The organism is Vreelandella aquamarina (genome assembly GCF_020075495.1).
Lineage (GTDB): Bacteria > Pseudomonadota > Gammaproteobacteria > Pseudomonadales > Halomonadaceae > Vreelandella > Vreelandella aquamarina_A.
This window is the reverse complement of record NZ_JABYQT010000010.1, coordinates 73,307-96,057: the sequence shown is the minus strand read 5'-3', so window position 1 is coordinate 96,057 and position 22,751 is coordinate 73,307. Positions and strand designations below refer to the sequence as shown.

Sequence of the window (22,751 nt, the reverse complement as noted above, 5' to 3'; positions counted from 1 at the left end):
ATCTTAATGGAAAGGCCCAAAGGGTACTTATCTCTCAGGGTGAGCCCTTGCGATGTTCGTAACAGTTAAATACCGCAAGCTCCATCAACCCGATCCAGGCGGTGTTACTTATTTCTGATATTCTTAGCATTATGTCTTAAAGAATAGTTACCGCCTAAAAAGACAAGACCGTTAAGACAAATACTTAGCGATAGACTTGATACATAGTCTTTACGGGCTCATACACGTTGTCTACTCGGCTTATCAAACTACCGCAAACGAATATTTTTGCGATATTTTTCTTCCTGAATTTTCTCTACCTCCGCTTCAGTCATATCTCGCCAATAGCGTGGGTTCCTGCCTTTTCGCTTATCTACTGCTGCTGTGGTGGGATCTTTATGACGATGTATTTCTAGGGCAGGCACATCCGGCAATGGCTGGGAAACATCCATATAACGCTGGATAAACTGCCATGCAGCCACTAATTCGCCGGGCATATTGGTAGGCGGGAACTGCGCATCCAGCTTCTGGCGAACCCCCGTTTCAGGGTGATAGAGCATCAGTGAATAGGTAGGGCTACCTTGGGTATCCGGCGAGCTTTCAAGGTAGGCGTCAAATTCATAGAAAGGGGCAGAAAGGCGTTCTTCCCATGCTTTTTTAGGATCATAGATAATAAATAGACCGTTTTTCCGATTGAGCTGCCATAATGGCTTGTTTCGCATAGCATAAACAATATCCGGAAATTTATTTTCTAGTAGTCTCCCTCCTTTCCAAAGAAGCAACGAAAAAAAAACTATTGAAAAAGAGAATAAAAAACTAGATTTTACAGCTGACATTAAATACTCACTACTTTTACCACCAAAGAGCCAAGAGCTTATCAAAACAAGCAAAACAAAAAAAAATGTTGCTGTAAAAACATAAAAACCGACTTTTCCAAATGCCATAGCAATAAATAAAATCTTCGAGAAAAAGTTATAATTTGGAGGCATGATTCTATCGTTATCATAGTGAACATTTATAGCTCTAAAAATATCATCATCTTCAACATTTAAGCTCAAACGTTTATTTTCCCAACGCTCTGAGATTTCAATATTATTATATCCATACTCATCGCTTGCGCCATTATCCTGAGTGCGTCGGTACCAGGATAAACGCAAGGCATTAATATTCCCTACATCAAGATTGCTTTGTTCCCATGAAACACGCTTCGTAGGCTTATATGAGGTCTTAGCGTAGTAATTTTCGGCTCTAAAATATTTAGACATCAAAAACTTCCTTTACCCAGAAATCTTCATTAAGTGATACACCACTAAAAACGGCTGATATATCGCTTGGCATAGCCTTGAGCGGTTTAGGGGCAGGATAAAAACGATTGGTTGATAAAAAGGGTATTTGTGCTACTTCCCTAAATTGCACATGGACTTCCCAACGGTATGCTGTTCCCGTAATATTCGCCCAAGCACGCACTTCTGCTGGAGTATGCACAAAGTAATTAACTGAGTTGTTAGAGATTTTTGTTAGCAGCGGAGTTATTTGTAACTCAGACTGCTTCGACCACCCCTGAGAAGCCGGTGTATTATGCGTTTTTCCTTTCAAACGTTTAATAATAGCAATATCCTGTAGCTCAATGCCCATTCCTGGCAAAGAACTTTGCACTTCAATCACAGTATTGATAGACTGATGCTGTAGCTGTTGGAGTTGCTCTCGCCATACGTGTCCCATTGTATAAGCTGTTGGTGCAGATTGATTATGGGTTGCGCTCAACTTATCCATTAATGCTGTGCGCTCTTGTGGAGTAATCCGGCGGCCAGTAATCGTAATATTAGCCAACAGATTTTCAAGACGATAACAAGCTTCTTCAGGGTCTTCCAGCCATGGCGCTAAACCACGCTGTTCACCAAAAGGGCCATGTTTCAGCCACTGCTTAATTGGCCCATCAGTAAGCACAATACCGCTGATAGCACCACCAACTAGCAATGCCAATCCCACCCAGCCAACTGGACCGCTAAAAAGGAGTACCATTGTCGCACCGGCAGCTGCGACTCCATAGGCGATTGCAGCACCTGTGTTGCCCTCTTTTAAACGCTCTAATGACTCCCAGACCATTGTACCTGCCGCCAACACGCCTGCAAATTTACCTAAAACCCAATTCACGCGAATTAAATTGGGAAACAAGCGAGTTAGAAAACTAGCTTGACCATTTTTTATTACCACCCTTTGACTTAACTCACTAACACTAACAATAGGTTTAGGAACTTGGTAACGACGTGACATATAGTCGCTCAAATTCAATGAAGCTAACCCCAAATCTACTATTGCCGATACAACACCCAATAGTTTTTTATGGTTATAATTTTCAAACAAAACAACACTACTTTGACCCAAATTTAACGCCTGGAAAACAACCATTAAATAAGGCAGGCGTGTTGCACCAATCGCTCGCTCAGTAAAACCAATTCGTTCGCGCCCCTGTCTAACCATTTCCGCTGCTTCAGAATCGATGGGGGCAAAAATAAAGCGCACCTCGCGGGCTTCGCCGATATTTTTTATTGAGCGTAACCGGCTTTGGTTGGTGCCTCCTAGCAATTCACCATTAGAAGTACGATATATCTCCCCATAAAATTGACGATGGTTATTACGCGCAATATACGTACGATCAGCACTATCAAGCCCGAATAGCATTCCTGACCTTACATCTTCAACGCCTAGTAATGCGTAACGGCTCATATCCACATTGCCTAGCGGCTGAAAGGTCAAATCTCCCAGCAGTGTATGAAGTGCTCCTCGTGATGCATTAAAGGCTGGCATGTAAATTCTGGCAGCCATTGCCGTACGTTCTCCTTGGTCGGCTATCTGGCTTAATACGCTTTTACCACTGTCAGCAATACGTCCAAAAATGTTATCCATTGCGCCTGACCAGCGATTCAATTCACCAACGGTATTAAAGCGCGCAGCGGCAGCGAGTAACGACACTTCCGTGGTTTGCAAGCCTTCAAGAGGAGGGGAATCAGCTCGCTGGCTCTCATCTGACAAAGCTTTAGCCCGAAAACGTCCACTGCCATCATTGGTTTCTTCATCAGCTAATACGAAAGGCTCTTCGACAGGATGGCTAGCTGTATCAGGGAAGCACATACGATGCAGCGGTGCGCTGCTACCTTCCTCTAGCAAACCAATCAGCGTTTGCTGGACAGAGCTTAATCCTTCACTTACTTCGTTATCGATATCCTCTTGATTTGCTAATAGGTCGGCATGCTGAGAATTCAGACTTAATGCTGTAAAGCACTGCTCTGCAATGCAAAATCCACTTATATAATCCGCGCCTTCCAAGCTGAAATAATCTGCAAGCGCATGCTGACAATGAACTTGCCCTATCAGCTCAGCCAAGTGATTTTGGTAACGTTGGCACATATGATGCGCTTGAGCTCTAGCTAGCGTTGCAATGGCGGTATGGAAAGGCCCTGTCATGTCCCTTAATTCGGGTTCGTTTGCGTAGCTATAAAGCGGGTTATCTTCCCCACCTATCGTGCTGGGGCGAATGCGCTTCTGAACCAACAGCGCACTGCGGTAGTGGGGATGCGACGCACATTGCTCTAACCATAAGGAGAGAAATTGAAACGCCTGCTGGGTTTGATTCAGAGCATGACGAAGATCAAACAGTGGGTCATTGAGCACCAAGCCAGGGATATGTCGTTGACGAGCATCCTCAAATACATCTTTACCTTCTGGAAGACTCTCCCATACAAGGTTACCTTCCTCATCATCTTGCAACTCTGATAGATTCGACCCGTTGACATCTTGGCATGCAGCCGCCCGCAGGCCTGCTTCCATATCCAGCGGTTTGCCTCCGCGTTGCGTCCCCAGCCACTCCTGAGAAATAGCGGTTTCGCCCGCCTTGAATTGCTGCTGTTCCTCTTTAGCTAACTGGTAGAGCTCAGTCACAGTATTCCCTACCAAGTCCTCACTCCACATAGGCGGATGTGAAAGCTGTACTTCCAGTACCATGGTGCGCTCACGCTGAGGAGGCAGCTGTTCGGCACTAAATAAATATCCTGACTCAGCATTATCTTGCGGCTCATTTAGCGTTACTGATTGAAAGCGCTGGGCACAGGCATCGGGGTTGGCCTCCACATAGTTCAATCGTGCGGCCGACCACTGCACATCAGAAAAAGCTGCTTTTATTTCCCCTGCCAACCAGTGCTGATTCTCGCGGGCAGGTAGCCATATCTCTTTTAGCGAAATGCCGGTTGGGGGCCTCTCATTTTCTGAAAAGCTATTATCGTCTTGTCGGTACGACGCCAGAGGTACATCCTTGAATTGCCACTCCCCGTCTTCTGATACCCCTATTTCAATTTCTCGCCAGATCCGCTCCTGGTAATACAGGTAGAGATAGCCAGGACGGCTAGGCAAAGCATGAATGCTATCCTCTTGTACAGAACGCCAGGAAGCCATTGGAATAACTGGCTGTACGACATAATGCTGGAAAGCGATTTCGGTTTCAGACTCTTGCCAAGACGTCCCCTCTACTTCACGAAATAGAGGTACCTGAATAGAGTCACCCTCTTCGCTGTCTATTTCTAACCAAACATTACGCGCAGGTTCCGTCTCCCACTCCCAGCTATGAATGCGGCTTAACGGTTTGGGTAAATCTTCCTCTTCCACACTTTCAACTAGCGCCACTTGCTCTTGCTGGTCTGTTTCGTCAAAAAACACGAACCGATGGCCTTCGGGATGCTCCGTACCCAAGACCTGGATAAAGAGTTTAGGTTCTTCACATGCTTTATGCTGGCTCAGTTCCTGGCTCATGTCTCGCTCCCTGCCGTACAGCTAGCCGGTGTTTCAATTTGGTGTTTAGTTGAAAGTTCTGGGTATATCGCTTGCATGGCCATATCGCTTTTCAAGAAGCGACAGCGTACTGCCACATCATCTAACGACTCTCCAGGCTGTCGATACTGTTTCCAAGCTCGCATCAATCGAATATATCGCTCAAGCGCTTGCTCTTGATGCCTTGAAAGGCGCAATACCCGATCAGTTTCTTTAACTGTTGCAGCCGTTTGATCATTAGATTGCAAGGCTTGCCACTGTGGAATGGCAGTCGGCAACGTACTCTTTTCTTCACCTTGCCATATCCATTGTTCAATTGGCCCAAACCATTGGGCACTGACGTTTTCTGGCTTAGTAAAAAGCACGGCGGCAATATCGGGATGATAAAAACGCAGCATGCCTTTCCTGTTGCCGTAAAAGGTTACTTCCAAACATTTTCTTAAATGATGCAATACGTCTTGCTGCGATGCAGCACTGGCCACTACTACGCCAGGTGCAATACTTTTCCTTGAATCGGTAGCGAAGGTATCAAATATATTTTTCGTCGCTTCTTGTAGTGGTACCACAACAGGGCTGCGTTTCAGAAATTCTGCATAGCGCGTTTGAAGGAATAGCAGATCGTAATCCGTAAGAGCAAAATCACGATAAAGCGTCGATAACGTTTTGCCGGTTTCCTCCAATATCAGCCAATGATTCAGCCCACGGGTACGGGCAAGCAGTTTCGCTAATGTAGGTGCTGTGACGATATTCATGACGCGGCATTATTTCTGCAGGGGCAGTCAGCTAGAGGACAGCTTCCATCTTTTTGCAACTGGCAGAGTTCAATTAGAGGAATATCATCTGCCAAGGCCTGGTCTAGCCGCTTACCGAACACAGGCCCCAAGGTGACATTTTCATGTGTTTCTGCCGTTGCCTGCCCAGGCAACTGCGGCGCCTGCGCCGCCTGACCACTCCCCGAACCGGGGCTGCCGCCAGAGTTGATCTTGACCTGCGGGCCGACAATAGTGACGCCGCTGGGGTCGATCTTCAGGAAGCTGCCGCCGGCTTTCAGGGTGATTTCGGCGCCGGCTTCGATCACCACCTTCATGCCCGCCTTGTGGTGAATCTCCTGCCCGGCTTCCACCAGCTGCGCCTGGCCGATGTGGTCGTGGCGGGTGCCGTTCACGGTGAGGTGATCATCACCGTTCACCTGGGTGTAGCGGTTGCCGTGCACCGTGTGGTGGTCGTCATTGTCAATCTCGCTGATGCGGTCGTTGTGCACCTTGAGGTGGCTGTCGTTCTGGACCTCTTCAGTGCGGTCGTTGAGCGTCAGAAGCTCCAGGTCCTTCTGGGCGTGGAGCCAGATCTGCTCTTCCCCCGCCTCGTCTTCAAAGCGCAGTTCGTTGAAGCCTTCGGCCTTGTGGCTCTGGGTGCGAATGACGGTGCGCGTCTTGTGTTCGGGCAGCGGGTACGGGGCGGTGTTGACGGCGTGATAGGTACGCCCGGTGACCAGCGGCTGGTCCGGGTCGCCTTCCAGAAAGGAAACGATCACTTCGTGACCAATGCGCGGAATGGCAATACTGCCGTAGCCGCCACCGGCCCAGCCCTGGGCCACGCGCACCCAGCAGCTGGCGGTGTCATTGGGTTCGGCGTAGCGGTCCCAGGGGAACTGGACCTTCACCCGGCCGTACTCGTCGCAGTGAATCTCCTCGCCTTCCGGGCCGACCACGAACGCGACCTGGGGGCCGTCCACGCGGGGCTTGGGGTTGGGCGTGGCGCGCCAGGGGGCGTCGCCGGGCATGAGGGTGACCTGGTTGGCGTAACGGGTCATGCCGCTGGCATCGCTGTGCGTCATGCCATCTTCTTCCAGCGCCTGGGGCTGTTCGCCGGTGTGGTGTACGGCTACCACCTGCCAGTCGCGGTTGAGGCTTGGCGTGTCGTGATCGGTCAGGCTGAAGCGCACGCCGGGGGCGAGTTCCGGCAGGTCGCTTTCGGCGTTGGCGGTGACCGCGTCGCGGCGCAGCTGTTCCAGGCGGATGCGGGTGAACGGTTTACCCGAAGCATCCCCCTTGTAGCGGCCGGGGTAATCGAAGTGTTCGTAGTCGGTTTGCTGGCCGTGGGCGTCCACGTCGCGGCCCAGGTGTTCGTGCAGCTGGGCGTAGGCCGGGTTCTTGAAGCTGTAGTCTTTAAGCGAGGCGGTAGCCGCGGCCACGCGGGCGGTGTGGCTGAGTTTACGAACATGGCGCGTGGGCGCGGTGCCGCCGGCGCGGCTGTGGTAGGTTCGCTCACCCAAATTCGCCAATACTTGAGGGTCATCGGCAAATACCAGCCGGTGGGCGCTCTCTTCGAACTCATGGAAGTAGAACAGGCCCTCTTCGGCGGCCAGGCGTTCGATAAACGCCAGGTCGGTCTCGCGGTACTGCACGCAGTACTCGCGCTCCGGCAGTTCGCGGGTAACGGCAAAGGCCACGTCGGTAATCCCGCGCTCATCAAGAAGGGTATTGATGATGGTGAGCGGGTCGACTTTCTGGAAGATGCGCGAGTTGTGGCGCAGTGAAAGCCGCCAGAGCGCGGGGCGCAGCACCAGGGAGTAGAAGGTGCGCCGGTGGCCGCGGTCGCCGCGGCCAAACTCGCTGACGATACCGTGCACCTGGCGCAGCGCTTCACCATCCTGCCAGATGGTGAGCGTGGCTTCGTGGTCCAGCAGCTCGGCGGCGTCCAGGCTGCCGTCGCGGCTGGCCAGGTTGAGTACCAGCTCGAAGGGCTGGGAGAGCGCTTCGCGGTGGGTAAAGTCGATGACCGCGATATCGTCAACGCCGGTTAGCGTGAGGGTGAATTGCAGTCCGGTGCTTGCCATCTTAACTGCCCTCTCCTGAACCGGAACCAATCACCACGCCGCCACAATCGACCGCGTGGCCGGTTAAAGCCACCGGCTTGCCGTCAACCAAAATCGTGCCGGAGCCTTGAGCAATCGCGCGCGGGTGCTTGGGATGATTGGGCTTGTCGTGGGGCTCTAACGGGTCGCCCACCCGGGCCACCGGCTTGCCATCCATGATCACCGTGCCGCTACCGGCGGTGACGGGCGTCGGGGGAAAGCCATCGTGGTCGGTTCCCATATCGCCTACGAGTACAAATTTCTGGCCCATTGTCGCTGCTCCTGTTCCGGTTCCGCGTATTCGTCCTGCTTGTCGCTTTCGTGTTGTGCTGACGGGTTACTCATCCCACTGGGCGGGGGCTTCGTAACTCGCCACTTCCAGGGCATCCACGTACTGGCGGCTGAAGCCCGCCGCCTCCAGGCTGTCGATGGCCGAATGACAGGCCAGCGGCAGGCGCGTTTGCAGCGGCACCCCACTTAGGCTTCGCCGCACCGCCATCAGCAGACGGGTGCCGTGGCCGCTGCCCTTCCACTCCCGGCTGATGTAGAAAAACTTGAGCTGCCAGGCGGCTTCATCATCCGGCCGGCAGGCCAGCACCATACCCAGCGGCGGGCCATCACCATGGCGCAGCGCCAGCAGGCGGCCCTGCCAGTGGGCCACCTGGCCATTTTCCCGCTGCATCCATACTTGGCGATTGACGGTGAATTCAAGTGCCCGGCGCAGCGTTTCAAGCACACTTTTATCGCGCAGCACCCAAGGGGAGTGGCCCTTGGCATCGGCCTGATATACCGCTTCGATAAAGCTGTCGATATCCTCGTTGCGCGCGTCCATCAGTGGGCGTGAGCGCTTTGCGCCCTTGCGCTTGTGGCGCGCCGCCGGCTTGTCTTTATCGGAGATAAACAGCTGCTTAAGTTTGGTCAGCATTGCTACCTCGCTCAGCATAAAGGGCGGACGGCAGTTGGAAGCCTGCGGCCAGCGGACGCGTGAAGGGGTTGGGCGCGCCGCTGGCAAACAGGCGGTAGCGCATGGTGCCGCCGTCAACGTTGAACCGAAGCTCCAGCTCGCGTTCGCTTACGCTGGTGATATCAGCCTGCTCCAGCAGTCGAAACCACGCCCAGGCGCCATCCTGGGCAACGCTTCTCGGCGAGCGGTTCACCTCGCTAGGCACCATGGTGATTCGGCTTTCCGTCCCGCCACGCAGCGCGTTTGGCCAGATCATCGACACTCGCTGGCTGGCACTGTGGGCATACTCGATCAGTTGGCCGTCCACGCTGATCACGCTGCGACGCTTGTCCGGCGACAGGCTGACGGGTTCAAGGGCAAACTCCACGTCCAGCGCGCCGTCACGGCTGAAGTAGGCGCGCCGAATCTGCTCGGCCTGCTGAATGGCGGTGTAGAGGCTATCGCGCAGCAGCGAATTGCCGTCGGCATCCACCAGGTACTCAGGCGCGCCTTCGATAAAAGGCTGCAGGCTATCCTGGTAGAAGGTATCCAGCGTGCCGCCCGGGGCGAAGAAGTCCTCGAAATCACTCAGCGCCACTTCTTGCGTGGCATTGGGCGCCAGCGGGTAACGGCCTGCCAGGCGCTCCTGGTAGGGTGCGACCACGTCATCCAGCCACTGGCTTTCAAGGTGGCGCGTGGCGCTGGCCATCATCAGCTGCCAGCTCTGGTCAGCCAGGTTATGCAGCATGCGGCCCACCGGCTCTGGCGTGCTGTCGGCAATGCGCTGCAGGTTATAGATGGGGTCGTTGCCGCGCAGCGATAGACGGTCACGCACGCTGACAAAGGCAGCACGCCCGGCATTGCTCGACTCTTCGATCTCCATCAGGTAATCGCGCAGCGCCGTCACGGCGGTCTTGATCTCTTCGAGTGAAGAAGGGTTGTCGTTGCGCGCCTGGCTCAGCTGATTGATCGGCGTGAACGGCTGCTCGATGGCAAATGCCAGTTGATAACGCTGGGATTGGCGCAGCGCTTCGCGAGCCTGCTCGTCATCTTCTGGAAGTTCCGGGTAGAGGCTGGTATTGCGCTCCACCGCGGCCAGCAGCCGGTCGAGCGGGCGCTGACTGCCCACCAGCGCATCCGCCACCACGATGGCCTGATGGATATCCGGCAGCGGCACCAGCTGGGTATCGCGCAGGGCATCACGCCAACTGGCATGGTAATCCGCCACGTAGTGCTCGCGCAGTGCCGCCTGCAGCTGCTGCCGGTCGGCTTCGCTGAAGTTGATGTTGTCGCGCTGGCCGAGCACCCAGGCATCGATCAGGGCAAGCTCTGTAGCGCGGTCGAGCTCCTGGAGGAAGTAGTTCTCGAAGCCGTCGCGGGTGAGCAGGTGCGGCAGGCGTACATTCTCCGGGTCATCGTTGCGCGACATGAACACGGTATTGAACAGCGTGCCCACGCTGCGGCGTAGATCCAGCGGCTCACCCTGGCGGTTTCCAGCAGCCTTCAAGGCGGCGTAGACGCGCTCATCGATAGGTTGACGCGAAAGCTCCTGCTGGGCGGCGGCGATGCTTCCCTGAAGCGGTGCCATGGCCCGCTCGGCACTCGGGCTGCCTTCGGCAATGCGGCCTTCCAGGTCGCTATGCTCGAGTGCGTAATCCAAGTGCATCAACAGGCGCCGCTGAACCTCACCTTGCTGGGGGAAGTAACCCTGCCAGCGTTGGGCCATGAAGCGTTCGACGCGCTCCGGCTGGCGGCCGCTGGCATCCGACATCATGCGCAGCACGCGCAATAGCGAAAGCTTGGCGTTGCTGCCGTCTTCGGCGCGGTTCATGTCGTCCATGATGCCGATCATCAGCGCCGGCAGGAACTGTCGCTCCAGCATGGCAAGATAGGCACGCTCCACCTGGGCACCAATCACATGGCCTTGATACAGCCCCATGTCCGCCAGATACGGCGTATGTGTGCGGTATCCGTCAAAGGTTTCCAGGGCATGGCGCAGCCGGTCGAGCGGGTCGAGAAGTTCAAAACCGGTGGGGTCATCGCTCTGGAACGCCTCCGGCTGAGTGGCCAGGAACGTTTCCGCACGCTGCTCAACCGCGGCAAGCGACACGCTGTTCTTCTGATAGAAGTGCGTCCATCCGCCGACCAGAATAACGCCCAGCACCAAGCACGCCGCCAGGCTTGCCTTGCGCACGCGCTGGCGCCGCTGGGTCACGCGGGTGTTGTCGCCAGCCAGACCCGCTTCGGGGTAAATGACCTTCTCGAACAGCTCTTCGGTAAAGTAGAGCGCGCTGCGCGTGGCCCGGTGGGCGGGTTGAACGCTGTCATCCATCCCATAGCGCCGTGCCGCGGCATCCACGAACGGGTCTTCCGGCACGCCCTGCTGGTACACCGAGGTGAAATAGGTACCGCGCACCATGGCCGCCGTTGAAAAGCGGTCGCTGGAGAGCGCTTCGGTCAAAAAGCCAAACAGCACCTCACGCAGCCCTGCCAACTGGCGTACAAAACGAAACACCGACTCGCGCTCCTCACGGTCGCGGCATTCGGAAAGCATGGTAGGCATCAACTGATTCAAGCGCGCCAGCATAGCGTCGTAATCGGCTTCGAATTCCGCTTCCCACTTGCCAGGGGTATTCATGGACGCCGGAGTGAACGTGAAGCCTAGCGGCGCCCGGCGGGCTGCGCGGGAGTAGTGGCGGAAGAAGTCATCAAAACCGTGCAGCAGGTCCATCTTGCTGAATGTGACGTAAACCGGCAGGCGGGTGCCGTGGCGCTCCATCAGCTCACGCAGACGGCTGCGCAGCAGCGCCGAGTAGGCCTTGCGAACGGCTACCTGGGCATGGCTCAGGCGGGCAAGGTCCAGTACCAGCACCACGCCATCCAACGGGCGCTGGGGGCGATTATGCTCCAGCCAGCCGACGAAGTGGTCCCACAGTCGGCGCTGCAGTTCCTGGGGCTCACCACCTTCCATCGCGCCCTGAGTCAGAAGCTCGCCATCCGGGTCGATCAGCACCGCCTTGTCACCGATCCACCAGTCAAAGCCAAGCTGGCCCTGCTTGCTGCTCTGGCCCGAGGCCTTCATGACGTGGGTCAGGGCGAAGTTCTGGCCGGAGCGGTTGATCAGGCTGGTCTTGCCAGCGTTCTCGACGCCCATTACCAGGTACCAGGGCAGGCGATAACGGCTGTTGCTGCCACCCAGGCTGTCGGTCAGCTCAGTAAGGACCTGATTGAGCGAGTCTTCCTGGCGCTCCACCTGGGACATGATAGGGTCCTGCAGGCGCGACTCTTCCAACTGGCGCTCATCATCCAGAGCGCGCAGGCGCCGGGCAAGGCGTACTCCCCAGATAACCGCCACTACCGTGACGACTGCAAGGGTTGCCAGCAGGCGGTTGGTCAGCGGTGCCAGCGGCATCACGCCGCGCACTTCCCAGCCAGGCCCCCACCACCAGATAGCCACTACCAGGATGAGCAGCAGCGCTGCCCACAGCAGCGTTGAGAGGCGCAAAAGCCCCTTGGCCTTGTTACCATGTGCATTGGCCCGATTCTTTGCTGTTTGCGCCCGCGACAAACCAGGCACCCAGCGGCTCAGCTTCGACGTTATGGTTGACCACATTAGCCTTTATCCCTCGTCCCTTTAATATTGACCGTTGTCAGTGCATTTCCTGAATCGCAGCGTTAAGGCGCGATACCAGCGCGGGTTCCCACTGCTCTAGTGCCAGTTCCGTTACCGTTTGATGCAGCGTGCGGTAGTGCTGCTGCGCCAGGCTTTCAAGCCCGGTTTCCTGCAGCAGATCCGCGCTGACCAGGCGCCAGTACGCGCTTTCTCGCGGCGTTCGGGCATTGCTCAAGCCTTGGTCGAGCACCTTGAGCGCGGCGGCGAGATCGCCCTTGGCCACCGCTTCGCGTGCCTCTTCAAGCCCGGTATGCCAAGCCTCGCTACCGCCGCCAGCCGCGCCGCCACTGTTTTCGTTGCTGTATAGCCAGCGCGTCGTTTCTTCATCGACGAATAAAGCGCCGCTATTGAAAGTAAGCGCCTCGATACCCGGCAGACGCTCCACGAACCGCTGCGTTTCATCACGGATCGCCTCGGCGCAGCGGGTGTGACCAAGCTGCTTGGCAAGACCGGCGCTCAGACGGTGGCCTTCCAGCCAGTAGGGGCTTAGCGCCAGACTATTTTCGATACGCTGCCACAGCTCATTGTCGCCGCCCTTGGAAAGCGCTTCGCGGTAATCGGCAACCCGGTCCGCCGATACCGGCGCAAGCTCGGTCTTGCCGTTCTCCTTGGCCGAGGGCAGCGCTTGAATCGTGCTCCATACCGCATAGCGACGCAGGCGGTAGGCCAGCGGCTCACCCGGTGACTGCTCACTTAGAAACTCTGCCATCTTGAGCAATGCCTGCCGATTCGAGCGCTCGTTGCCCGCCTCAAGGCGCAGCTCCGGTGCCTTGGCCGCCGAAGACGTGGCGGCCGCCTGCTCTTGACGAGCCGCCGGCTGGCTTTGAGCTGTCGCTTGCTCGCCAGCCGATGACTGAGAAGCACTCTGAGCTGCCTGCTGGGTTGGCCGCTTGGCCTTTAGCTGGCGGCTTAGTTCAGCCAGTGCATCATCCGGCAGCGACTTCTCGGCCACCTGATATTCAAGTTCGGTCAACGAAGCCTGACAGGCGTCGAACTCATCCTCGGCATTGTGAAAATCGAGTGTCGATACGAGTTTGACGCTGCGCTGAATCAGCTGTTGAAACAACCGCGGACGCATCTTGGCACCGCGCTTGCCTGCAAACGGGTAGGCGTGCTCCCACCAGGGCTGGGCGATGCTTCGGGCAAGCAGGCGCAGTGAAAGCGCAAAACGCACGCCGCTGCCTCCGTGCTGCATACAGTGCATCAGATGGCCCAGCACTTTCAGATCCTTGCTGCGCTCGCTCAGCATACGGATGGCCAGCGTCTCGGCGGTCTCCCACTCCACATTGGCGTGCTGAAGCGAGCCAATCTTCATCATTTCCTCATCCAGCGTCAGATAGTCGTTGCTATCCTCCACCGGCTCGCCCACCAAGGCGCCCTCGGCGTTGGCGGGTAGAGGAGCCAGCAAGGGGGCCAGGTGTGACTCGGCAGTAATTCGCATGAAACCTCCCTTACCAGCGGCACGCTTCGCGCAGCGGGGCAATTTCTTGGCGCAGACCCGCCACGTTGAAGCGCAGCCCATCCAGCGCCGTGACGTCGCTCTGCAGCGTCACTTCTTCGGCATCCAGCAGTTGGCGCAGCGTATCGATGGCGGGCAAGCCGCGTCCGCCGCTGACTACCCGGCCACCGTCGCGTACGCGCCACTGCTGCTGCACCGTGCGCCCTCCTCCTGTGAGCCGTAGATCTACACGGGCACCGCTGATAGGCGTGGGCAGATGCAGCTGGAAGCGCGTGATCAGCCTTTCGCAGGCCATCACCATGAGCGGCCTTGGTGGCGTCGTGCCAAGCGCCGGTACGCTGATCAGCACACTATCCCCGGCGGCTTGCGTCATCAGCCCCACGTTTTCATCCGACCGGGCGGCCTCCTGGCGCTCGATGGCCTGCCACAGCGCGGGCAGCTCATCGTCATCAACGCTGACGTTGGCTTCCAGAAAGAGCGCGTCGTAGCAGTTCAGGCGCTCCAGACGAGAAGTTTCTTCTGCGCAGGCCTGCGCGCTCTTGAGCCGCGCGTCTTGCTCATCGGCCTGGGAAGGCGCGCAGGCCAGCAGGCAGAGCGTCAGCAAGCCACCGATAGTCCACTGGCGTTTTAGCAGCATCGCGTTCATTTGATATCCAGTTCCAGTAGCTGACATTTATGGGCCAGCGTTCGCTTGGGTAGCCCGAGACTTTGCGCTGCCTGGGCGCGATTGCCCCCGAACAGGCGCAATCGCTGGCGAATAATGGTGGATTCGATATCGCGCATCGTCTGGCGTAAGTCATCGATGTCGCTCGGCAGTGCAAGCGGTATCTCTTCCGCCGGCGCCGCCACGTCCTCCAGGCGGTTGCCTGCCATCTGACTTTTCTGTTCGCCGGGCAGCAGATAGGTGTCGATGTCAGCGCCATGGGGTGTCATCGCACAGGCGTAATCGATCACGTTCTTAAGCTCGCGTACGTTGCCTGGATAGTCCCGGCGGTAAAGCAGGCGCAGCGCGGCGGGCGTGATGCCCATCTCGTCGCGCCCTTCCCGTGCGCAGAAATCGGTGATGAAAGACTGCGCCAGTTGGGCAATATCGTCCCGGCGTTCGCTCAAGGGTGGCAGGGTGATTGGGAATTGCCCCAGACGGTAGTAGAGATCAGCACGAAATCGCTGCTCCTTGATCTGCTCTCGTAACGGCTGATGCGTTGCCGCTACCACGCGCAGGTCGGCACAGCGCTCCTCGTTTTCCCCCAGCGGGCGATAGCGGCCGCTTTCGAGTACGCGCAGCAGCTTGGCCTGCAGCGCCAGCGGCATGTCGCCGATCTCATCGAGAAACAGAGTGCCGCCATCGGCCTGACTGATAAGCCCTTCGCGGGCGTGATCCGCCCCTGAAAAAGCGCCCTTGCCATGCCCAAACAATTCGGATTCCAGCAGCGCTTCGGGAATCGCGGCGCAGTTGATCGCCATGAAAGGACCTTTCGCCCGCGCCGATAGTTGATGCATGGCGCGCGCCACCCGATCCTTGCCGGTTCCGGTTTCGCCTTGTAACAGTACCGCCAGGTTGGTTTCTGCCGCCCGTACGATATGTCGGCGCAGGGCCTGCATGGCGGCAGATTGGCCGAGCAGATCCTCGGCCAATTGGTCAGCCAGTGCCTGGCGCCGCGTGCCATCGTTGAGCTTGGCCAGGGAGTCCTGCAGAATCCGCGAGCGGTGCCGCTCGCCCTGCTCGCGGGCAAGACGCATCCATAGCCGGCACAGCAGCGCTTCAAACGCTGCCATGCCCGGGTCTTCCGCCAACACCGAAAGTCTTGTCGGCGTTCCTGCCAGCAGCATCACTCCGAGCCATTCACGCCGACCATCGACCCCGCGCAGCGGTCGAATGTGAAGGTGCAGCGCGGCCCCAAGCGATGCTACCTGAGCCTGGAAGCCGGGATGATCCAGGCGAATACGTGCATCGGCAACACTCAGTGTCAGCGGCTTGCCACTGCGGATAACGTGGGCATAAGGGTGATGAAAATCACCGCAGTCGAACTGGCCCTCATCACCATCACGGCCTAGCCAGCGCCCACTGCCATCGATGTAAAGGCACTCCGCCAGCGCAAGCCCCAGATGACGCTTTAACAGCGTCGACGAGCGCTGACGTAGCGCCGCCGCACAGTGGCTCTCCACCAGGGTCAGCGCCAATGGCATGGACGAAAGCTCGACGGATAGCGCCGGGCTTTCGGCAGTAGGGGCAACGGGCGGCGTCATGGGTCAGGCAACCTCTGCAGTGAAGGTGCCGTCCTGGGGGTCGACTCCCAGCACCACACTGGAGACCGTCTCGCGACGCGCCATGCGCTCAAGCAGTGCCCTTGAAAGCGGCGGCAGCAATTCGCCATCGATGACCGATTCCAGCATGCGCGCGCCGTTTTCGCTGCGCGTGGCCCGTGCACATATGGCTTCGGCCAGGGCGTCTTCCAGCACTACCTCGGCCTGGCGATGGCGTTCACGGATGCGTGTGGCCAGTGTCGTGAGCTTGGCCTTGACGATATCACGCAGCGTATCGCCATCGAGCGGCAGGTAAGGCACCACTTCCATGCGCGCCAACAGTGCGGGCTTGAAGAAGTCAGCAAGAACAGGATAGAGCGCTTCATCCAGGGCAGCGGCATCTTCACCGTGGGCAACGATCGCCTCGTAACCCAGGTTGGAGGTGAGGAAGAACAGCACGTTCTTGCAATCGATCAGCCGCCCTTCGCCATCGGCAAGCTCGCCCTTGTCGAACGCCTGATAGAAAAGATTCAGCACATCAGGATGGGCTTTCTCCACTTCATCCAGCAACACCACTGAGTAAGGGCGTTGACGGATGGCTTCGGTCAGCAGCCCGCCCTCGCCAAACCCGACGTACCCCGGGGGCGAGCCGATCAGCCGGGAGACCGTATGCTTCTCCTGATACTCGGACATGTTGATGGTGGTCAAAAACTGACGGCCGCCGTATAGCTGCTCGGCAATCTGCACCACGGTTTCCGTCTTGCCCACGCCGCTTGGACCAACCAGCAGGAAAGCGCCCAACGGGCGTCCCGGGCGGCGCAGGTCCGCACGCGCGGTCAGCAGGTGACGATGCACCCGCTCGATCGCGATGCCCTGCCCCTTGATCAAGCTGCCCAGATGGGTGGGGAGTTCGGTCAGGCGCGTCAGCTCGTCGCTGGTCATGCGCTCGACCGGTACGCCCGTCCAGTCGCCGATGACCTGGGCAACCTGGGCCTCTTCGACGCTTGGATTCACCAGCGCATGGGACTGCTGCAGGCGCATCAGCTGCTGCTCGCGCTCGGCAAGCTCGGCGTGTAGCTGTTCGGGCGAGCGCGGCTCTGTCGGCTGCTCATCGTCTTGGTCGCTTTCGCTTGCGACATCGGCATCGGCATCCAGCAGTTGGCGGTGCAGCGCGACAATGGCATCGACGCATTCACGCTGTTCCTGCCAGGCAGCTTCCAGGGTGGCGAGTTCAGCTTCTAGTGCGGCCAGGCGTTCGCTGAGTGCCTGGCTCGTCGAGGCATCCGGCTCACGGCCCAGCAGCTGTTCGCGGGCCAGCTGATCGCGTTCGCGCAGAGCCGCGGTGTGTTCGCTCTGCAGGTGACTCAGCTTGCGCGGCGGTGTATCCAGCGCTTGTGCCAAGCGCGTACACGCCGTATCCAGCACGTCGATGGCCTTGTCGGGCAGTTGGCGTCCGGCCAGGTAGCGGGCGGAAAGCGACGCTGCAGCGCGCAGGCCGCTATCACCGATGAGTACGCCATGAGCGCGCTCATACACGTCCCGCAGCCCGCGCAGAATCATCAGCGCCTGCTCGACACTGGGTTCGGAAAGCGCCACGGGCTGGAAACGCCGCGAAAGCGCCGGGTCCTTCTCGAAGTACTTCTTGTACTCGCGCCAGGTGGTTGCAGCAATCGTGCGCAGCTCGCCTCGCGCCAGCGCCGGCTTCAGCAGATTGGCAGCGTCGCCCCCGCCCTCCTGGTTACCCGCACCGATCAGCGTATGCGCTTCATCGATGAACAGCAGCGTCGGGCGCGGGGCGTTCTTGACTTCATCGATCACCGCCTTGAGGCGTTTTTCGAACTCGCCCTTTACGGCCGCCCCTGCCTGCAGAGCGCCCAGGTCCAGCGTCAACAGTTCGACACCAGCCAGTGCGCTGGGCACCTGGCCTGCCACGATACGAGCAGCCAGCCCTTCCACCACAGCGCTTTTACCAACGCCGGCATCGCCGATCACGATAGGGTTGTTCTTTCGCCGGCGTCCCAGGATATCGAGCATCTGGTCGATTTCAGGATCACGGCCAAGCACCGGGTCCAGCTCGCCGTTGCGCGCCTGTTCGGTCAGCGAGGTGGCAAAGCGGCCAAGCGCGCTGTCATCACTTGGGCCAGACGCGCCAGTACGCTGGGCGTTGGCGTCAGCTTCCTTAGGTGCTTCTGCCGAATCAGCGGTCAGGCGATCAAGATGGCGGCGCAGGTTTTCCCGGTTGATCTCGGCAAGCAGCCGTACCGAACCGGCGCCCAGATAGCGCTCCGGGTTGTGCAAGAGCGCGGTAAATATGGCGCCACTGCGCAAGGTTTGATGCTGATACTCAGTGGATGCCAAAAGCCATGCATCCTGGAGCAGCTCGACCAGCAGCGGTGAAAAGCTGGGAGTCGCTACTTCCAGGTTGCGCGGCGGGCGCGTCTCTTCAGCCAACTGCGCGCGCAAGGCAGCCGTATCGATCTCAAGGGTGTCACAGATGCAGCGCACGTCACACAGCGGCTGGTCGAGCAGTGCCTGAAGCAGGTGCCCGGCGGTAACCTCAGGCGCCTGCTGCTGGGCGCATAGCACGGCCGCTTGCTCGAGCCCCTGGCGAGCAATGGTATTAAGACGATCAATAAGTGCCGGTAGCTCTACCCTGAGCATGGTAACTCCTAGCGATAAAGTTGGTTGAGAAGCGTGGTGATCTGTTCGGCCTGCTGATCGAGCGACCAGGAGAAGCCCAGATATACCGCCACCATGGCCAGAGTGAACAGCGCAAAGATGCCCCAGGTCGGGAAGCTGGCCGTGCGCTGCGAACGTCCCTGCACCACGTTCTTGAGCGGCTGCGTCAGGGTGTCTTCAGCGGGCTGTTCAAGCGATGAAAGCTGATCCCCCAAGGCACGAACAATCTGCTCATACTCATCGCGCCCGTGAGACATGACGCGATAACGGCCCTCGAACCCAAGACACAGGCACAGGTAAATAAAGGCGAGCATGTCTCGATAGCGCTGGGGTTCCTGCTGCAGGCGCGCCAGGATGGAGAACACCTTTTCCCCGCCCCAGGTTTCGTTATGAAACCGGGTCAGCAGCGAGTGTTCAGCCCACTTGCTTTGCCGCCCCCAGGGCATGCCCATGACCGCTTCATCGATAAACGAGCAGAGTACATAGCGGTAGGCGAGCAGCGTGGCACGGTCGTAGCCCTGTTCGGTCAGCTCGATCTCGATGGCGGCAATTTCATCGACCACCTGGCGGTAGAGGCGCTCGACATCGCCTGCGCTGTCGAGCTGGCGAACACGAACCACCATGCCCAGCAGGCTGCTGGCGGCATCCACCAAGGGGTTGAGGTTGTGCCCCCGCAGCCGGAACCAGTAGTCTTCGTCAGCATCGAGCTGTTCGGCGTGGCTATGGATGAGATGCTCAAGGCCGCGCTCGTTGATGAGGTCTTCGTGACGCATCTTATGTGGCGCTGTGCGGCCACGTGTCGAGCCTTGCCCATCGGTGACGAGATGTTGCATGGTTTAACTCCTGATCGCCCAGAACTGCATTTCCAGACCCGGGAACTCCCCGGCTACGTGAAACGCAAAGCCGCTGGCGCCGTTAAGCATTCCCCACGCTTCGCTCTGGCGGTCCAGCTGAAAGTAGGTGTAGCCGGCGTGATAAGGCAGCTCGCGGGGGGCCACCGGCAGCGGCTCGAGCGGTACGCCAGGCAGTTGCAGGCTGATGAGATCGCGAATGCGCTCGACGCTTGCAACCTTGGTCTGCTGCAGAAACAGCTTGCGCAGACGCTCATTGGGCATGTCGGCACGCACGGCCAGGATGAACTCGGCAGATTCGATCAAGCTGAGATCGGAAAGCGGCGCCACCAGCAGGCCGAAGCGGCGTGACTGCAGCTGGATCGCCACTGCCCGTGGTTCAAGCACGGTAGAAAGCGCCTGGCGCAGCATCTTCATCAGCGGCTTGAAGGCCCGTTCAGGGTGGTCGTGATCGTAGGCCGGGCACTCCGGCGGCAGCCGAGATTCATCGGTAAAGGTCACCAGCTCACAGGCGATTTCGTGCATGGTGTCGTAGAGACGCTCCGGATGCAGTTGCCCAAGGCGCGCCAGATGCTGAAAGCGGGGCTGGGCACGGTTGAGGAGCTGCAGCAGCATGAAGTCAGATACATCCGCAACGCCTGCCTGATGGGGAGTGGAAAGCCGTTGGGCGATATTGCGCGCCCGCTCACGCATCAGGCCCGCCATTTCACCCACGAACCGCTGCAAGCCAGGAGCCGCCTGTACGTTAAGCAGCGTGGGCAGGAACTGTTCATCCAGTACCAGGCTGCCATCCGGGCGGCGCTCGACGATGCGCGCCACGGCAAGGCAGGCATAGCCGCTGCGGTCATCGCGCTCAAGCAGCAGACGCGGTGAAACCCGTGCAACTTCAAGCTCGGCGGTGGACCCATCCTGAGAGTGAAGGTCGCGCACGCTGCGCGAGGAAAGGCGGTAGCGTGCAGGCAAATCATCTTCTGGCCAGCGCACTTCACCCACGCCGTCGGTGGCCAACGGCAGGCCCAGGTACACAACCTGGTTGGTAATGCTTGCATCATCGATCTCGAGCGGTGTCGGCTCGACATCGTCTGCGGGCAGGTGAAAAGCGATACCATCGGGCGTAACGCCGCTGGCCCGGCTGATCGCTATGCGCCCAAAGCTGAGAAATTCGTTATTCAGCTCAAGGGATAAGAATCCGTAGAGGTAGTGGCTGACCCCCTTGAGGCGTGTATCCAGAAGTCCTTCCAGGCTGCGCTGCTGCTGCTGGAAGTGCTGGGGCTTGATGAACAGGCCCTCGCTCCATACCACTCGATTGCGGCTAGCCATTACTCTTCCTTCCTTAGCTCTACTTCACTGTCACGGAGGTGAACCAGCAGGTGGTAGTGCTCCCCACGGCTGGTGACTTTCACGACCTTTTTCCATTCCGCCTCGTTGGGCGTGGCATAAAAGGCGATCAGCCCGATGTAGCGTGTCTCTTCATCAACCGCGAACGGTTCGTAGAACTTCCACTGTCCCGGCAGCAGGGTAAAGTCGTCGTGAGTCAGGTAGTTCGTGCCCAGCGCGGCCTCCAGGTCTGCATGCAGTTGGCTCAGGTCCGCCGCCATCAGCATGGAGTCATCCTTGAGTTGCAGCACCTGAAAGCGCAGCGGCGTGCCATCTCCCTCCACGTTGGGGTTCACATTAGGCTCGGCCACCATGCTGATATCCACCGTCGTCGGACGATCCTCGGGATAGCCTACTGGAATGGAGGGATCACGCATTACCTGCCACGTCTTGCCTGCCGCTTCCCGGGTAGATGCGCAACCGGCCAGCAGGAGCAACAGGCAGAACAGCCCGACAAGGCGCACGACCGTCATGTTCAGGCCAGGCGCACTCATGCCTCCTCCCGCTGCTGGCGACGCACTGACTGGTCATATCCCTGCTCGAACACTTCCCAGAAAAGCTTCTGAAAGCCCTGCTGGCGACCAGAGTTCAGCTCGCGGTAGTAGTGCTGGTACATTTCCCAGGCCCAGCCGCCTTCGTCCTCGATTCGATTGCCAGCGCCGCGATAGGCATGAAAGCGCTTGAGCAGCGCCTCGGGCGAGAAGGCATCAAGAATGGCGCCCAGCGCCTGGCCGATGGCTTCTTCGACCGCCGCCTGATGCTGGCCCTGATGGCGCAGGCTCTCGGCCACCGCTTCCGGGGCCGATAGATGAACGGGGCTGCGCTGTGCCGAGAACATGGTCTCCGCCGTCTCTTCAAACGCAAGGCCCAGACGCAGAGGATTGTCCTCGATAGGCTGCAAGCGACGGTCGCGAAGCGGGTACTTGCTATCGTTCTGGCTCTGCTGCAGTCGGCGCAGGCCATCAATGGTGGCGCGCAATGTCTGGCCTGCTTCTTCTAGAAACGCCTGCTGCTCTTCGCTGTTCTGGAATGGCAGATCGAGTCCCAGCCCCCTCAGCAGCGGGTCGGCACCTACATGGCTTAGCGCCTGCGTAGTGGGCTGCTGCCAGCGATCTTCCAGTTGCTCGCCAACAGAGCGTTCCAAGTCGTTTAGCTGCCGTTCATCCATGCCACTGCTCCTCTGTTTTGTGATGCCATTCAAGGGTTTGATATCGGGAAGGCGTACCGCTTCGTCGCGCTGCTCTTGCTGGCGCCATTCGTTAGTGTGGCTGCGATACGCGCTGGGACTTGCATCCAGTGGCTCCAGGGTGGCTGGCGGTGCAGCGTCTTTATCCAGCGCGATCATAGGGTCATGCTGCAGCGAGCCGGGAACAACACCACCCAACGCTTCTATCGGGTCGTCCTGCTGGGTCTGATGACGCTCTGCTGGCTCGCTTCCCATAGGCCATACAGCGTGCTCATAGGCCGTGACGTCGTCATGCTCCTCATCGATCAGCGTGGTAAGCGAATGCACACCAGGTTGCCAGGCATGCCGGTCGCCGGTGTGCACCTTCATGCGATACACGCCAATCGTCAGTTCATCACCATCGCGCAGGGCAACTTTACGATTGCGCCCGACAGGCAGCGTGGCGCGGTTGATGAAGGTATGGCCGCTGCAGTCGATCAGGCAGAACTTGCCGTCGATCTTGGTAATTTCGGCATGTTGGGGACGTACCCTTCCGGCGTGGTCCTGCAGTAACCAGTCGTCGTAATCACTGCTGCCAAGCGTTCCCCCCTCGCCCTGGAAGACATAGCTACTGGACGAACGGCCTTCCAGCTGTTCGCTGTTCACCACTACTAAGGTCACGGCATCAAACGGATCGACTTGCATG

Annotated in this window: 15 protein-coding genes; all 15 read right to left on the bottom strand. The window is 58.3% G+C overall.

Annotation, left to right across the window (positions count from 1 at the left end):
* Positions 1-248 precede the first annotated feature (248 nt).
* The 15 genes from HW452_RS14515 to tagH are packed head-to-tail and all read right to left on the bottom strand — an operon-like array spanning position 249 to position 22,750.
* The gene (locus tag HW452_RS14515) at positions 249-1,244 is read right to left on the bottom strand and encodes a hypothetical protein (RefSeq protein WP_224106812.1); all 996 of its coding nucleotides are present in this window, start codon (positions 1,242-1,244) and stop codon (positions 249-251) included.
* The gene (locus tag HW452_RS14510) at positions 1,237-4,782 is read right to left on the bottom strand and encodes a toxin VasX (protein ID WP_224106811.1); all 3,546 of its coding nucleotides are present in this window, start codon (positions 4,780-4,782) and stop codon (positions 1,237-1,239) included. The genes HW452_RS14515 and HW452_RS14510 overlap by 8 nt, the downstream gene beginning before the upstream one ends.
* Positions 4,779-5,552, bottom strand: coding sequence for a DUF4123 domain-containing protein (locus tag HW452_RS14505; protein WP_224106810.1), 774 nt, complete (start codon positions 5,550-5,552; stop codon positions 4,779-4,781). The genes HW452_RS14510 and HW452_RS14505 overlap by 4 nt, the downstream gene beginning before the upstream one ends.
* Positions 5,549-7,636 (bottom strand): type VI secretion system Vgr family protein, encoded by a 2,088-nt coding sequence (locus tag HW452_RS14500; RefSeq protein WP_224106809.1) that lies wholly within the window; start codon positions 7,634-7,636, stop codon positions 5,549-5,551. Before HW452_RS14500 ends, HW452_RS14505 begins: the two co-directional genes overlap by 4 nt.
* A 1-nt stretch (position 7,637) precedes the next feature.
* Positions 7,638-7,955 (bottom strand): type VI secretion system PAAR protein, encoded by a 318-nt coding sequence (locus HW452_RS14495; RefSeq protein ID WP_224106823.1) that lies wholly within the window; start codon positions 7,953-7,955, stop codon positions 7,638-7,640.
* 36 nt (positions 7,956-7,991) lie between these two features.
* Complete coding sequence (locus HW452_RS14490; RefSeq protein ID WP_224106808.1) at positions 7,992-8,579, bottom strand: GNAT family N-acetyltransferase; 588 nt, start codon at positions 8,577-8,579, stop codon at positions 7,992-7,994.
* Positions 8,563-12,210, bottom strand: a complete 3,648-nt coding sequence (gene tssM / locus HW452_RS14485; protein WP_224106807.1) for a type VI secretion system membrane subunit TssM — start codon at positions 12,208-12,210, stop codon at positions 8,563-8,565. The genes HW452_RS14490 and tssM overlap by 17 nt, the downstream gene beginning before the upstream one ends.
* 37 nt (positions 12,211-12,247) lie before the next feature.
* A complete protein-coding gene (gene tssA / locus HW452_RS14480) occupies positions 12,248-13,711 on the bottom strand; it encodes a type VI secretion system protein TssA (RefSeq protein WP_224106806.1) in 1,464 nt (487 codons plus the stop codon).
* 10 nt (positions 13,712-13,721) lie between these two features.
* A complete protein-coding gene (gene vasI, locus HW452_RS14475) occupies positions 13,722-14,375 on the bottom strand; it encodes a type VI secretion system-associated protein VasI (RefSeq protein ID WP_224106805.1) in 654 nt (217 codons plus the stop codon).
* A complete protein-coding gene (locus HW452_RS14470) occupies positions 14,372-15,976 on the bottom strand; it encodes a sigma-54 interaction domain-containing protein (RefSeq protein WP_224106804.1) in 1,605 nt (534 codons plus the stop codon). The genes vasI and HW452_RS14470 overlap by 4 nt, the downstream gene beginning before the upstream one ends.
* A gap of 3 nt (positions 15,977-15,979) precedes the next feature.
* A complete protein-coding gene (gene tssH / locus HW452_RS14465; protein ID WP_224106803.1) occupies positions 15,980-18,634 on the bottom strand; it encodes a type VI secretion system ATPase TssH in 2,655 nt (884 codons plus the stop codon).
* A gap of 8 nt (positions 18,635-18,642) precedes the next feature.
* Positions 18,643-19,485 carry a type IVB secretion system protein IcmH/DotU gene (gene icmH / locus HW452_RS14460; RefSeq protein ID WP_224106802.1) on the bottom strand — a complete coding sequence of 281 codons (843 nt, stop codon included), beginning with the start codon at positions 19,483-19,485 and terminating at the stop codon, positions 18,643-18,645.
* A gap of 3 nt (positions 19,486-19,488) precedes the next feature.
* Complete coding sequence (gene tssK, locus HW452_RS14455; RefSeq protein WP_224106801.1) at positions 19,489-20,823, bottom strand: type VI secretion system baseplate subunit TssK; 1,335 nt, start codon at positions 20,821-20,823, stop codon at positions 19,489-19,491.
* Positions 20,823-21,374 (bottom strand): type VI secretion system lipoprotein TssJ, encoded by a 552-nt coding sequence (gene tssJ / locus HW452_RS14450; RefSeq protein ID WP_224106800.1) that lies wholly within the window; start codon positions 21,372-21,374, stop codon positions 20,823-20,825. Before tssJ ends, tssK begins: the two co-directional genes overlap by 1 nt.
* Positions 21,371-22,750 carry a type VI secretion system-associated FHA domain protein TagH gene (tagH, locus tag HW452_RS14445; protein WP_224106799.1) on the bottom strand — a complete coding sequence of 460 codons (1,380 nt, stop codon included), beginning with the start codon at positions 22,748-22,750 and terminating at the stop codon, positions 21,371-21,373. The genes tssJ and tagH overlap by 4 nt, the downstream gene beginning before the upstream one ends.
* Position 22,751: the final 1 nt, after the last annotated feature.